This is a genomic window from Novosphingobium pentaromativorans US6-1, assembly GCF_000767465.1.
Classification (GTDB): domain Bacteria; phylum Pseudomonadota; class Alphaproteobacteria; order Sphingomonadales; family Sphingomonadaceae; genus Novosphingobium; species Novosphingobium pentaromativorans.
The window spans coordinates 41,862-56,587 of sequence record NZ_CP009293.1 but is presented as its reverse complement, the minus strand read 5'-3'; the positions used below and the strand labels follow the sequence as shown (position 1 = coordinate 56,587).

11 protein-coding genes are annotated in these 14,726 nt (G+C 60.1%); all 11 read right to left on the bottom strand.

The genetic code is table 11. The features are described 5' to 3' along the window. Positions 1-104: 104 nt before the first annotated feature. Complete coding sequence (locus JI59_RS22200; RefSeq protein ID WP_239000642.1) at positions 105-1,835, bottom strand: FTR1 family protein; 1,731 nt, start codon at positions 1,833-1,835, stop codon at positions 105-107. A gap of 640 nt (positions 1,836-2,475) precedes the next feature. Then, a complete protein-coding gene (locus tag JI59_RS22190) occupies positions 2,476-3,021 on the bottom strand; it encodes a hypothetical protein (protein ID WP_143146822.1) in 546 nt (181 codons plus the stop codon). An 898-nt stretch (positions 3,022-3,919) separates the two neighbouring features. Continuing rightward, the gene (locus tag JI59_RS26410; RefSeq protein WP_081474083.1) at positions 3,920-4,213 is read right to left on the bottom strand and encodes a TFIIB-type zinc ribbon-containing protein; all 294 of its coding nucleotides are present in this window, start codon (positions 4,211-4,213) and stop codon (positions 3,920-3,922) included. A 33-nt stretch (positions 4,214-4,246) separates the two neighbouring features. Next, positions 4,247-6,754, bottom strand: coding sequence for a heavy metal translocating P-type ATPase (locus JI59_RS22180; protein ID WP_039858509.1), 2,508 nt, complete (start codon positions 6,752-6,754; stop codon positions 4,247-4,249). Positions 6,755-6,805: 51 nt separating this feature from the next. Then, positions 6,806-7,180 carry a hypothetical protein gene (locus JI59_RS26920; RefSeq protein ID WP_203226104.1) on the bottom strand — a complete coding sequence of 125 codons (375 nt, stop codon included), beginning with the start codon at positions 7,178-7,180 and terminating at the stop codon, positions 6,806-6,808. A 220-nt stretch (positions 7,181-7,400) separates the two neighbouring features. Beyond that, a complete protein-coding gene (locus tag JI59_RS22175; protein ID WP_007015429.1) occupies positions 7,401-7,994 on the bottom strand; it encodes a cation efflux transmembrane domain-containing protein in 594 nt (197 codons plus the stop codon). Next, a complete protein-coding gene (locus tag JI59_RS22170; protein WP_039858511.1) occupies positions 7,987-8,496 on the bottom strand; it encodes an SRPBCC family protein in 510 nt (169 codons plus the stop codon). The genes JI59_RS22175 and JI59_RS22170 overlap by 8 nt, the downstream gene beginning before the upstream one ends. Positions 8,497-8,541: 45 nt before the next feature. After that, positions 8,542-8,685: a hypothetical protein gene (locus tag JI59_RS27465; protein ID WP_007015431.1), complete on the bottom strand. Its 144-nt coding sequence runs from the start codon at positions 8,683-8,685 to the stop codon at positions 8,542-8,544. A 359-nt stretch (positions 8,686-9,044) separates the two neighbouring features. Then, positions 9,045-12,287 (bottom strand): efflux RND transporter permease subunit, encoded by a 3,243-nt coding sequence (locus JI59_RS22165; RefSeq protein WP_007015432.1) that lies wholly within the window; start codon positions 12,285-12,287, stop codon positions 9,045-9,047. Positions 12,288-12,289: 2 nt separating this feature from the next. Further along, positions 12,290-13,459, bottom strand: a complete 1,170-nt coding sequence (locus tag JI59_RS22160; RefSeq protein ID WP_007015433.1) for an efflux RND transporter periplasmic adaptor subunit — start codon at positions 13,457-13,459, stop codon at positions 12,290-12,292. 2 nt (positions 13,460-13,461) lie between these two features. Further along, positions 13,462-14,724 carry a TolC family protein gene (locus tag JI59_RS22155; RefSeq protein WP_007015434.1) on the bottom strand — a complete coding sequence of 421 codons (1,263 nt, stop codon included), beginning with the start codon at positions 14,722-14,724 and terminating at the stop codon, positions 13,462-13,464. Positions 14,725-14,726: the final 2 nt, after the last annotated feature.

Sequence of the window (14,726 nt, the reverse complement as noted above, 5' to 3'; positions counted from 1 at the left end):
TCGCGCCCATTTTGGCGTTGCCCAATGCGCCGGGGTTAACCCCGGCGCATTGGGCAACCACGTCCAACAATCAGGGAATTTTCAAAGCCCACTTTCGCGGAGAATTACACGCCCACTGACATACCCTTGCCGATCAGCACCACCGCCAACACCGCGATCAGCGCCGAGCTATAGGCGAAGAACTTGCCAATCGGCAGCGTGCGGCTGTGGCGCAGCATGACGAAGGCGATGACCGCCAGCACCGCGATCGCGGCGAACGCACCGGCGACGACCGCGCCGCCATTCCCCTGGCTCCAAATTGCCGCGTAGAACAGGATCGTCTCAAACACCTCGCGATACACGACAATGAAAGCCAGGGCGAACAGGAACCAGGCCGAGCGCCGGTTGAGGGCTCGGCCGAGCTTGTCGCGGATATAGCGTTGCCAGGCATCAGCGTTGCTCTTGCCATGCATCCAGATGCCGACCCACAGCAGCACCAACGCCGCGAAGACGCCACCAAAGCCTTCAGTCAGTTCGCGGCTCGCCCCACTGATGGTAATGAGCCAGGTTGCGGCTGCCCAGGTGCCGGCCCCGGCGAAGAGCGCAGCGATCCACCCGCCATGGACATAGGGAAGCACGTCGCGCCGATCAGCCTTGGCGAGGAACGTTATCATGGCGATGACGATCAGGATCGCTTCCAGCCCCTCGCGGACGAGGATGGTGAAGGCGGCCACGAAACTCGACGTTGCAGAGGCTTCGCCTGGTGCCAAGGCGCCTTCCGCGTCTTCGAACAGATCGTCGAGCGTTGCGGCATGCCCCCTGACCGTATCGACCGGCTCACCGCGCGCGATCGCAGCGCGTAGGTCCGCCATCGCGCCCTCGATGCGGATCATCAGCGCATTGTCACGCGCAGAAAGCACCGCCTCGACCGGCTCGAACCCATCGAGATAAGCCGACAGCGCCAGATCGGTCGCGGCCTTGCGCTCACCGCGTCCGTAAGCTGCAAGCGCTTCATCCAGCTTCGCACGCGCCAACGTCAGCGTGCCAGTCGCCTGCGCTGCAGCGACCGCTTCGGGATGGCGCCGCAAATAGGACATCAGCGCTTGGGCTTTGTCCTCGCCGATTTCTGCAGCCAGCGCGGCCGGCGTCGTGCCGACCAGCTTCTCGAGCTCGAGACGTGTGCGCAGATCGGCATCGCTATTCCACAGCGCCTTACCGCTTGCCACCAGCTCTTCTGGATAGGCGAGCGACCCGGCATAAAAAGCGAGCGCCCAGCGATCCTGCGGCGGCAGGTTCGCGAAGCTTGCCATGCCGGTACCGTCCAGGCCCTGCTCGATCACCTGATAGAGCGCGAAGATGCTGCGTTCGCGCGCGCGCACTTCGTCGGTGAAGGCGATCGCGGGCGGATCGAGGCCCGCGGCCTGGGGACCATCGCCCTTGCCGATGGTGCCGTGGCAACTCGCGCATTGTTCGGCAAAGAGCGCCTTGCCGCGCGCCAAGTCCGGCGCAAGCGTCGGGGCGAGGGGCACCGGATAGGATTTGATGAGATCGGCGGCGAGGCCACGCGCCGCCATAGCGATGGCCGGTGCGGGCAACTTAAACGCGACGATCCGTTCGAGGCGGGCCGCCTGTCGGGAAAGTTCGGCCTTCGCGGATGACGCGGGCAGTTCGCCGATCAGCTTGCTCGCGGTGGACGAAAACTCGACCATCTCGTCGAACTCTGCTTGGTTGACCACCTTTCCGTTCTCGACGGCTTCAGGATAATCGACCGCGATATAGTCAAGCAACCGCCAGATGGTTTGCGCGGGCGCCGTCTGCGCCGACGCCGGAGCACTGAGGCAAGGAAATGCCACCATCAGGAACGTAAACAGCAAAAAGATTTGTCGCATTGCGTCGCGACTGCAGCGCATTAGCAGACCTAGAAAGGACTGCTCCCTGTTTCGCCACGAAGCGGCGCCGATCGCGGGTTCGCGCGCGGCGATGCGGTTATTGCTCATCCGATCGCTCTGTTCCCGCCGCTCGTCCAGACGGCTTCATTTCAAGTAATACTGAACCATTGAATGGCCTATGGACGAAGATCAAGCGCTCACTGCTTTCACTGCCATTTCGAACCAGACCCGCCTTCGGAGCGTGCGACTTTTGGTCGTTGCCGGCACCGACGGTCGATGCGCCGGTGCTATCGCCCGAGCCTTGGGCGGCGCGCCTGCATCGCGCATCTCATTCCATCTCAGTCTGCGCGAGCAATCCGGCCTCGTCGGAAGCCCCCGGGAAGAACGCTCGATCATCTATAGCGCTGTTTTCCCAGCCCTATCCGAGCCGACCGAACTTCTCCCCGCCCGGGTGGCAGAGCGCCGAAACCGAATGAATTCCGACTCCCATCCGTCGAGCGACACCAAGTAGTGACCAAGACGGAAAACTCCTCCCTGACGGATCGAACGAAGGGTGACGCTTCGAAGCAATGCTCCTCGTCGGTGCGCAATCTATTCGCGGCTCAGTTCACATTCCGCTGCCTCGCCGCCGCAAGAAGGCAAAGTTGTGGTCATACCCTGTCACCCAAATTCGGGGCGGAAGATGTGCGAAGTTTCGAAAATCAAACCATCTGCACGCGGCCTCCTCCAGCAAGGAAGAATGAACGCGCCGGTCATTCCAGCCCAGAATCAGAGTTCCATCGAGCTCCAATGCGCCAGCACAAGCCGCCAAGGAGCGCAACTGGTCCGAAAAGCGGTTTACCCCGAAACCAAGCACTCCAGTCAGAACGATCGTCCTGAACACGGTATCAGGGAACAGTTCGCCAATCTTTGTCACGCAACCTGTCTCGTGTCGCCCCTCGACGCCATACACGGATGCGTGAGGATCCTTGTCCAGCGTCCAGCAAACACCGCCGTGTTCCTCAAATTGAGCCGGATATTCACACGTATATGCACGAACACCAACGAATAGGATATTTCCAGCCCGACGCGCGACCTCCGGAAAAATGTGCTCCCTCATGACAAGTCGATCGGGGGCAGAAGCAATGTCGGCGGTTCGCTGCGCCTGAGACATGCGAGCACGACGCAAAAGTTTACGAACTGCGCCTCGTCGCGGCGCGACAAGAGCAGTCTCCAAGAAAACACTTAACGGTCGATCAGAATGCCAACCCAAGTCAAACGCCCGCCCGTCGGGGGACTTATCGTTAGTAATTTGCATAATTAATCCTGTCAGCAATGGCTGCACCCATCTGATACCAGAATTGGTCACCAAGCTTTTCGTCCGCCTCGTGCGTTCATCAACGCACCTTCCTGACCCGAAAGAGCCCGAACCCAACTGCTGAAAATATCCGATGCGCAATAATGTAATTTATCAAAGCGGCGTCAGGACATGACGCGAGAGGATCGGGAATCTATGGGAGGCCTGAGCCTAGGTCCGGCTGACCAGCTTGCAGCCGCGACTGAATCTGACAATCCTGCTGGGTTCCTTGGATAGTAAGAGAACTCTGCTGCGGCATCGCTTGACACCCCAATCAAGCCGGGTCCCTCACATCCGGCATGGTGGTGATCACCCGCCTTCCCCTCTGAAACCGGTGATTGATGTGATTCGAAGTAGCTCGATCCGAGCTTGAAGCACTCAGTGACCGCCGGATTCCAAGGTTGCGCTACATCAACAGCATAAATTGCGGCTAAAAGCGCGACCACGAGTAGTGCCCATCGCCGCAAGGTCCAGATCGTGCTCACAGGATGACGTCGATGATGAACGCCAACCCGACTTAGTCGTTGCTGGAGAGCGTTGCTCAGGACCTTAGGCAATCAAACATATCCTCCAGCAAGTATCTCGCCGCCGGGCAACACGCAGTCAGGCGGAGAACCTCCGGCTCCTCTTGTGCCTGAAATCTTCGAAAGATTGACCATCCCCTGCAACACCGCAAAACGAGTAGAAGATACCCGACAGTGGCAAGATCATGCTCTCAGTCGAACAGTTCGGAAAGAAACCCGCGCCGCCGCTTACCACCATGATGACCTGAGTACCCGTGCCCCCTGCGATCGTCACTGTGCTGTCGGTCAAAGTTGGGTGAAAGCCGACCACGAGGCTCTTCGACACGTTCTGAGCGCTCGATGATTTTGTCGAGTTCACCCCGATCGAGCCAGACACCCCGACATTGCGGACAATAATCAATCTCCACACTCTGCCGCTCGGAAAGAGTCAGTTGAACCCGACAGACCGGACAAAGCATACTTTGCTTGGAAGAAGCTTCATTCATTCTCTGTCTCCTCTCATCAAAAGGATTTGGATGTCAGGCAGCGTTGCTGTCGCGATAAGCAAGCAGCCGCAACGCATTGAACACTACCAAAAGTGTGGATCCCTCATGCACCGCAACCGCTGGACCAATACCGAGACCGAGAATGGTCGCCGGCACCAGAAATGCGACTACGCCGAGGCTGACGAAGACATTCTGGCGGATTACTGACCGCGTGGTGCGACTGAGGCCAACCGCGAACGGCAGATGCGACAGGTCATCGGCCATCAGGGCGACATCCGCCGTCTCGAGCGCGACGTCTGATCCTGCGGCCCCCATGGCGATGCCTACCGTCGCGCTCGCCATGGCGGGAGCGTCGTTAACACCATCGCCTACCATCGCGACCTTTGCCTCGCCGCGCAGCTTCTTGATCGCTTCGACCTTGTCTTCTGGCATGAGATCGCCCCATGCCTCGTCCAGTCCAACCTGCGCGGCGATGCCTTCGGCCGCCCGCTGGTTATCCCCCGAAATCATGATCATCCGCTCGATACCGATGGCACGCAGCCGCTCAAGGGCTTCTCGTGCGGTGTCTCGCGGCGTGTCCATGAGTCCGATCGCGCCCAGGTCGCGATTGTTGCGCCGCACAATCATGGTCGTCTGGCCGCCTTCCCGCAGCAGTTCGATTGTCGTCTTCATCTCATCCGAAAGCGCCGGAAGACCATCAGCCCCGAACATCTCGGGCTTGCCAATCAGGATTTCATCCTCGCCCACAATCGCCGACACGCCCTTGCCCGTCATGCTCTTGAGACTGCTCGCCTCGGGTATCATGCGGTCGCCGATATAGTCGCGTCCGTCACGTGCTATCGCTTGCGCCAGCGGATGATCCGAAAGGCTCTCCACCGCGACCGCGATGGCCATTAATTCTTCCTGCGTAACGCCCGCTGCCGGCACGATGCGTTGAATATGCGGCTCGCCGCGCGTCAGCGTACCGGTCTTGTCGAACGCAATGGCCTTCAATGATCCCAGCAATTCGAGGGGGGCACCGCCTTTGACCAGCACGCCGCCACGCGCGGCTCGCGCGACACCGGAAAGGACCGCACTCGGCGTGGCGATCGCAAGTGCGCACGGGCTCGCGGCCACCAGCACCGCCATGGCACGATAGAAGCTGTCTCGGAAAGGTTCATCTACAACGACCCAAGCGAACAGCAATGCGAAAGCCAGCAGAAGAACTAGCGGAACGAAGATCCGTTCAAAGCGATCGGTGAATCGCTGTGTCGGCGACTTCTGCGTCTCCGCTTCGCTGACCATCTTGACGACCTTCGCAAGCGTGCTTTCGCTTGAGAGACGCGTGACCTCGATCTCGATCAAGCCGCTACCGTTGATCGTTCCCGCAAATGTTCGGCTCGCCGCGTCGACTCGGTCCGGGTTGGCCCTGGCTGCTTTTTCATCTGGAACGGCATGCTTATCGACAGGCATACTCTCGCCGGTCACGGGCGCCTGGTTGATGCTGGTCGCTCCCTTGGTGATAAAACCATCAGCTGGCACACGCGCGTCGGGCTTGACGACGATAATATCGCCCAGCACCAGCTCCTCGACGGCTACTTCCTTGGTACCACCCTCTTGCAAGCGAAGCAGTGCTGTTTGAGGCGCCAGTTCCGCCAGCGCCTCGATAGCCCGCTTCGCACGGCCCATAGCATAATGTTCCAGAGCGTGGCCGAGGCTGAACAGAAAGAGCAGCAGGGCACCTTCCGCGAAAGCGCCAAGCGCGGCAGCACCGGCCGCCGCAACCAGCATCAGTGTATCAATCTCGAACTTGCGGCGCTTGAGATTGTCGATTGCCTCGCGAAGCGTAAAGAAGCCGCCGAAGACATAGGCCGCAATATAGAGCGCGGTCGGCAACCAACCCGGCGCGCCCGCAACCAGCTTCTCGATGGCGAAGCCAACGCCGAGCAGCGCGCCGCAAGCGAGCGCAAAGATCAACTCGGTGTTCGGCCCCAGAAAATTGCCATGATCATGATCGTGACCGGCATCCTTTCCGGCAGCCTTGTGGGGATCATGCTCCCCTGGCCCATGGTCATGACCGGCATGGGCATCGCTTGTCGGCAAGACCAGAGAACGCCTTGTTTGGCGGACGCTCATTGCTGCGAGAGCATCCTGAAGTTTCCGCTCGGAAATCCGTTCGACATCGAACTCGATACGGACCATGCCTGCGGCATTCGCGTCGGCTTCCAGAACTCCCGGCAGGGCTCGCAATTGCTCGCCGACCGCGCGGGCCTTGCGCTGATGTCCGATGCCTTTGACCGACCAGAGGACGTGACCGTAGCGCTCGGCGATCGCTGCGCCCGCGGCACGTGCAATATCGCGAATGCGCGACAAGGAAACCGCTTCCGGATCGTAATGGATGCACAGCAGCGCCGGCTTATCCCCTTCAGGAGCAAGGATATGCGCCTGATCGATGCCCGGTCGCGCAATCAGGTTTTTAGTCAACCGATCGACGCAACCATCGCTCGAATCCGGGATTTCAGGAAGAATGAGGGGAATTTCGAGTTGCAGTTTTTCTGTCATCACCTTGTCCTGTCTGGCGGCGCTACGGCATATCGTGTAACGACGCTGCGTCTAATTAGGATGCAGCTTATCCTGGGAAGCGTCAGTCTTCACTCGGCGGCACGCTTTTGCCGGAATGTCGGGGCGAAGGATCAGTATCTTTCCACTGACAATTTGTAGATTAATACCGTCACCGAAAAAGGGCACACCAGTTCCCGGTGAAATCAGCCTTCTGGTCTCGCCATCGGGCAGAATCGTGAGATCAAGTGTCAGGCCATCACCCAGAAAATCGACATCGACTTTCGTTCCATCTTCGCAGATGTAAAGATGCTGACCGATCATTCCCGCTACCGAGGTCCGAGCCTGATTTCCATCGGTGGAGTCATCAGTCGGCGAAGAACAACCGGCATTGCCCAGAAGCAGCGCTCCCATACCCAGTAGCGCCAAGGGCCGGAGGTAAAGACTGCGGTGTGAACGAAGTCGAGCCAGCATAGCTACATCCAACCTTCGCCAAATCCTTCGCCGTGGACACCTGGGGCAAGGCATCCACGGCGCGGCTCCTTCTCACACCACCGCCCGGGGGAGACGATGGTGGGGGAGCGTCCCCGAAGGAACCCGCTGCGAGCTTCGGCGATCGTTCTGCTTTCGCATATGTCTGCGCGCCGTCTCATGATTTCTGGTGCCCCTTCCGCCGGGATTCTGCACGAGCATCGGCAAGGATCTCTACGCCGCCTTTCATGGCAATCAGCGCAGTGAGAAAACCGACGATCAGATCGGGCCAGTTGGTCTCAAACCAAAGCACAAGACCGCCCGCAATGAGAATACCGCCGTTGGAGATGAAGTCGTTGAGGCTGAAAGTCGTTGCAGCTCGCAACGCCACATCGGGTTGCTCAAGCTTCTGGAGAAGCCGAAGGCAGATGTAATTGACGATCGCTGCGCCCGCAGACATCGCCATCATCGCCGATCCTATGGGCTCGCTGCCATACGCATAGCGCCGCCCCACATCGAGTAGGATACCGAGCGAAAACAGGAGAAGCATCACGCCTGAAACGCTCGCAACACGCGTTTTCCAAAGGGCGCCCCGACTTAGCGCGATCAGGCTCAGCAGATAGACAAGAGCGTCGGAAAGATTGTCGACACCATTGGCGATCAGCGCGCTTGAGTCCCCCGTCAAACCGACGACGAAGAATGCTGCGGAAATTCCAGCATTAAGAATGAGGACGATCCACAAAGTTCGCCGCTTGGAACGCGCTTCATCCATCGTTGGCCGCCTTCCGGGCATGTCGCGCAGCCTGGGCACGCCGCCGCTGCCGGTTCGGCACGGACCCAGCGCTGCGCATCTCCTTCTTCAAGAATCGGACAAATGCGCCGTCTTCGGCGCGCAGCGTCGCACGCAGCCCCCGCTTGGAGAACATGCTCATGATGCGGCCAAATAGGCCCCGATAATTCACTGCATGTCGAACTTCACAACCCGAACCGACACTTTTAAACGTATAAGTTTCATCATAGATAACCATGCCGCTGATCCCGATCGTCCAGCAGATCCGATCCGGTTTCTCGGCCAAAATGAGCGTCGCTTCCGCTTTTATGCGATATTGGCCCCGAAACAGCGCGTAACGCAGCGGCATAGGCTTGTCGGGCTCGGCCTCTACCTCTTCGAAACAATAAATTGGGTGCCACAGAGTAAACGACTTGAAATCGGTCAGATGAGACCAGACTCTGATCGGGGACATATTGATCGTGAAACTGGTTTCTTCTTCCATCGCCAATGTGACCTTTCACGCCGGCGCGAGCGTATACGTGACTACTCACATCCGCTCTCGCTTGCCGTCATGCATCGAGATTGTCGCCGCCCCGTCTGATGGCTCGGGTGGTGTTGGAGGATCGCGCTCGCCGCGATATTCTACATTGATCGACTCAACCGTTTCGATCGACACGCCGGGGATCAGCACGCTAAAGCGCGCCGAACGTCGAACACGCGTAGCAAGCGAACCAGTCCAGCGGGTGTCCCTGCTCACCCGACCGTGAGCCCCGGAGACATCGACGGAGACGTGAAGATGTCCCCAATGCACTGTCCGGGCCATGCTCGCTCGTCGCACATTACCCGTAACGAGAACGCCACCCGCCCGAGGGTAAGCCCGCACCCAGAATATCTCGACCTGCTCGCTCGGAAAAGCGTGGACTCCTTTTGCGAGGGGAGGCCCGGTCGTGCATCCGGCGAGCGCTAGTCCCGTGGCGGCGGCGAGCAGCAAAGCCGCTCGCCGCCTAGTGAGAAGCGCAACCTTACGAACCGCGCGCTCACCTGCCCAGGTCATGGGTGCGCTTCCACCAGACCGCTGTCATCGCCTTCGGATTGATCCGCTGTCCGGTCTTTCGGAACGTCCATCTCTTTACGCCCATAGCGGGCGTAAAGGGTCGGAAGCACGAACAGCGTCAGCAAAGTAGCTGTAATCAACCCGCCGATCACCACCGTTGCAAGCGGCTTCTGAACTTCCGCGCCCGATCCGGTGGCGATTGCCATCGGCACGAAGCCGAGACTTGCGACCAACGCGGTCATGACCACAGGACGCAAACGCATCATCGCGCCTTCATAGGCCGCCTTCGCCCGATCCATCCCATTCGCCATGAGTTCCTGGATCGAAGTCACCATGACGAGGCCGTTCAGCACCGCGATACCGGACAAGGCGATGAAGCCGACCGCTGCCGAGATGGAGAAGGGCATGCCACGAAGAGCAAGGGCGGCAACGCCGCCGACCAGCGCGAGGGGTACACCGGTGAACACGATCAACGCATCGCGAACGCTTCCCAAAGCTCCGTAGAGCAGCAGCATGATGAGCGCGAAGCACGCTGGCACCACCAGCATCAGCCGCTGGCTCGCCGAACGGAGATTCTCGAACTGCCCGCCCCAATCGAGATACTGACCGGGAGGAAGGCGCACTTCGCTGTCGATCATCGCTTGCGCGTCGTCGACGACGCCGGCGACGTCGCGGCCACGCACATTCGCCTGCACCACGACCCGCCGCTTGCCATTCTCGCGGCTGATCTGATTGGGACCATCGGTAACGCCGATCTCCGCCACGCTTTGCAACGGAACGAAGCCACCGCTCGGAAGCGGGACAGGCACCTGGGCCAGCGTTTGAAGATCGGCTCGCGCCGCATCCTCCAGACGGATAGTGACGAAGAAGCGCCGGTCTCCTTCAAAGATCATCCCGGCATTCCGGCCACCAATAGCGGCGGACACGGTATCCTGGACAGTCTTTGCTGAGATACCCAGCCGTGACATGACGTCGCGATTTGGACGGACGTCGAGCATCGGCAAGCCTTGGGTCTGTTCCACTCGAACGTCCGCTGCCCCCTCGGTCTTGCGGAGGATCGCTGCGATCTGGTTCGCCGTCGCATTCATCGCATCGAAGTCGTCACCAAATACCTTGACAGCGACATCCCCGCGGACGCCCGCAATCAGCTCATTGAATCGCATCTGGATGGGCTGGCTGATCTCGAAAGCACCGCCCGGCAAGCCTTCCAGTACCTTCTCGACCTTTGCGATCAACGCCGCTTTTGAAAGGCCGCTATCAGGCCATTGATCCTTCGGCTTCATGATGATGAACGTATCGGAGATGTTGGGTGGCATCGGATCGGACGCCAGTTCCGCCGTACCGGTTTTCGAGAACACGAATTTTACCTCAGGCAGCTTCCCGATCGCACTTTCAATCCGGGACTGCATCGCCTGACTCTGGTCGACCGACGTTCCTGGCACACGCAAGACCTGAGCGGTAAGATCGCCCTCATCAAGCTGCGGCAGGAATTCCTGTCCGAGGAAGGAGAAAGCCAAGATCGCTGCAAGGAAGCCGCCGACACCCACGCCTACGGTGAGCGTAGGCCGCTTCATCGCCTTATCCAGCCCCGGCTCATATTTGCGCTTGAGCCAGGACATGATCCGGCCTTCCTTCTCCTCAACCGGCTTCGACAGCCAGATGGCGAGCATCGCTGGCACGAAGGTGAGCGAAAGGACGAAGGCACCGACCAGCGCCATGATGACAGTGAGCGCCATTGGCGAGAAGGTCTTGCCCTCCACGCCTGTAAGCGTGAGCATCGGCGCATAGACGAGGATGATGATCGCCTGACCGAACACGGTCGGACGGATCATTTCGCGCGCAGCGCGGACAACGGACTCAAGCCGCTCGCCGAGCGACAGGTTTCGTCCAAGATGATGCTGACGTTCCGCAATACGCCTGAGTGCGTTCTCAACAATGATAACCGCGCCATCGACGATCAGACCAAAGTCGAGCGCCCCCAGACTCATCAGGTTAGCCGACACGCCTCCTTGCAGCATGCCGAAACTGGTCATCAACATCGTAATTGGAATGACCAATGCCGCAATCAGTGCCGCCCGGAAGTTGCCGAGCAGCAGGAAGAGCACGACGATGACCAGCAGTGCGCCTTCGGTGAGGTTTTTCGCAACCGTCTTGATCGTTGAATTGACCAACGCTGTTCGGTCGAGCACCGGCTGGATCACAACATCAGTCGGCAACGAGGCATTAATCCCCTCAAGGCGTTCAGAGACCGCCGAGGCCACGGTGCGGCTGTTCTCGCCAATCCGCATGATGGCGGTGCCGACCACGACCTCCTTGCCGTTCTCGGAGGCCGAGCCGTACCGAATAGCCTGGCCGAGACGCACCTGTGCCACCTGGTCGAGCCGGATCGGCGTGCCTTCGCGGGTTGCAATGACCGTACCGGCCAATTCGCCGATATTGCGGATACGCGCATCGGAGCGGACAGCGAGACCCTCACCGCCACGATTGACCACGCCGGCACCCACGCCGACATTATTCTCTTCAAGAGCCTGGGCGAGATCAGTCAGATTCAGCCCCAGGGCGGCAAGCCGCTGCACATCAGGAATGACCTGGAACTGCTTCACATATCCGCCAATGGAATCGACGCCCGCAAGGCCAGGCGTGTTCTTCAGCAATGGAGCAACGATCCAATCCTGCGCCGTCCGCAGATAGGTCGCCTGATCGGCCTCGCTTACCAACCGATCGCCCTCTGGCGTTATGTAGCTGCCATCGGGCTGCATGCCGGGTTCGCCCGGCTTATGTTTGTCCTCCTTGCGGTGCTCGAAGTGGACGGTCCACATATAAACTTCGCCGAGACCCGTCGCGATCGGTCCCATAGTCGGGACGGCACCGTCGGGCAGGTTTTCCTCGGCCACCCTGAGCCGTTCAGCGACCTGTTGACGTGCGAAATAGATGTCGGTCGATTCGCTGAAGACAGCCGTGACTTGAGCAAATCCGTTGCGGCTGAGCGAGCGGGTATATTCAAGGCCAGGCACACCTGCGAGCGCCGTTTCAATCGGAAAGGCGATCTGCTTCTCGACCAACTCGGGCGAGAGAGCGGGCGCGGTGATATTCACCTGCACCTGGTTGTTGGTGATGTCGGGAACGGCATCGATCGGCAGTCGAGCGATTGCCCAGCCTCCGATGACCATGGCGATAAGCGTCATGAGCAGCACAAACCAGCGCCGCTCGACGGAAAATGTGACGATACGATCAATCATGATTAATGTCCGCCATGCTCCGCTTCGCCCTTGCTGAGCTCAGCCTTGAGGGTGAAGCTGTTAGGACCAGCGAGCTGCTCGTCGCCCCTAAGCCCCGAGGTTACGACTACGTTGTCCCCGCTCGGGCTGCCGAGCGTAACGGGTGTCGCCTGAAAACCATGATCTGTGCGCACGAACACCGTGGGCCGCCCTTCGACGGTTTGTACCGCACTTTGTGGCACCAGTACCGATGCCGCTCCAGTTCCACCCGCCAAGCGGATCGAGGCAGTGACCGGTTCTCCCACCCGCCATTGTCCTGAGCGATTATCGATGACCGCGATGACGCTCGCGAGACGAGTCGCTTCGTCAAGGATTGGCGAAACAAAGTCGACCCTCGCGACGGATTTGCGGGCACCGGATACGATCTCGATTTCAGACCCGGGCCGCACCTTGCCTGCGTCAGCGGGTGCCAGTGAAAGTGTGACCGCGACCCGTCCGAGATTTGCAACCCGGAACAATTCCGCATCGGCTGCTACTGTCTGACCCAGCGTTACGCTGCGCGAGACCACCTGACCGGCAAGCGGGGCGGTGATGGCAATGCGATTAAGCGCACCGCCGCCACCGCCCGCCGCCGACACCTGCTGCTGTGCGAGACGCAGCGAAATCCGGGCTTCTGTCGCCGCGGTCCGCGCCGCGATCAGATCCTGTTCAGGAGAAACCTTCTGATCGAAAAGTCTCTGCTCGCGCCGCAGATTGGATTCGGCAAGCGACAACCGCGCGCGCGAAGCTTCGATTTCTGCATTGAGCGATGCGGCCTCGCGGCTTTCGATGATCGCCAGTGTCTGCCCCCGACCAACCGATTGACCGAGATTGCGTGTAAGCGAAACCACACGACCACCGATTGCTGCGGAAACGACCTGCATACCTTGCGGATCACCTTCAATCGTCGCCGGCAAAGTCAACGCACCTCCACCACTGCGTACCGCACGAACCAGTTCGATGCCTGCAGCCTTTATCTGGTCGGGGTTAAGGTCGATCTCGCCTTCCTTCTCGGCATGTTCTCCTTTTTCCCCGGCGCCCGCTGCATTTTCAGCATTTTCAGCCTTCTCAGGTGCAGGATCGCCCCCGGAGCACCCCCCCATCAGCATTGCGGCGAGAGTAAGCGGCAAGGCCGCTTTCACATAATATTTCATGATCAGTTCCCCTGGAGGTCGTTCGCGGGAGCAGTCAGCCGCTCGAGCTGCGCCTGGGCGTTGTGATAGTTGAGAAGGGCGTCAATCGCTGCGAGGCGCGTTTCAGCTAATGTGCGTTCTGCATCGAGCAGTTCGAGCTGACCGAATTTGCCTTCGCGGTAGCCTATTCGAGCGATACGGGCTGCCTCTTCGGCAGCCCGCAGGGCTGGCCCCTTGGCTGTTACGGCAGTGGTCGCCGCATTCGCCGCATCCGCCTGAGCGCGCGCGATCGCCTGATCGACCTCGAGGGCCGTAACTCGCCGCTGTGCTTCAGCAAATTGACGTTCAGATGTCGCCTGTGCCAACGCAGCTTTGCCGTTGTTGAACACCGGAATCGGAATTGTCAGACTAAACATAGCGGCCGTATCGCCGGTCTCGCGGAACTGGCGCGCGCCTGCACTCACGGTGAGATCGGGAACCCGCTGCGAACGCGCCAACCGTACACCCGCGTCAGCGATCGCCAGATCAGCCTCAGCGGCCGCCATGGCCAGCGTGCCTGCGCTTTCGATCTCCTGCATCGGCCCATAGCCGCTGCGCACATCGGCAAACCAGAATGTATCAAGTTCGCCGGACACCGGCTGGCCAACCAGCTTTGACAATGAAAACCGGGCTACTTCTACCAATCGCTCGGCCCGCTGAACCTCGGCATCCGCGTTGATGCGGGTTACATCCGCGCGCTGGACTTCTATGGGCGATGCCCGACCGGCCTGGACCCGCACTTCAGCCGCCCGAAACCCCTCTCCCGCAATTCGCGCCTGGTCCCGCGCTGTTGTCAGTCTCTGCTGGGCCGCCGCCGCCTGCGCATACGCTTGTATGACCGTTAGCCGGAGATCGGCCTGAGTGATTGCGGCCTGAAGCGCGACACGCTGCGAACGAGCATCGGCAACGCCGATCCTGGCTGATCGCTTTCCTCCCAGTTCGATCGGCAGTGCAAAGGAGGTGGTGGTCTCCAGGCGATCGGCCCTCCGATAGGGTCCACTGCCGACCAAGTTTTCCGCTTGGACGGAAATTTGCGGGTTTGGCCGCAAGCCAGCCACGGTCCTCGCGGCCTCGGCGGCCCGGACATTGGCCTCGGCCGCATCAAGTGACGGAGATGTTGCACCGGCCAGTGCCAATGCGTGGTCAAGCTTGAATGTTGCGCTCGTCTCGGCAGACGGCGCAGTCTGCGCCTGCGCGATAGTCGCGCAGGACGCCGCGGCCAGCGCGGCCGCGATCAGTCGATGCATGG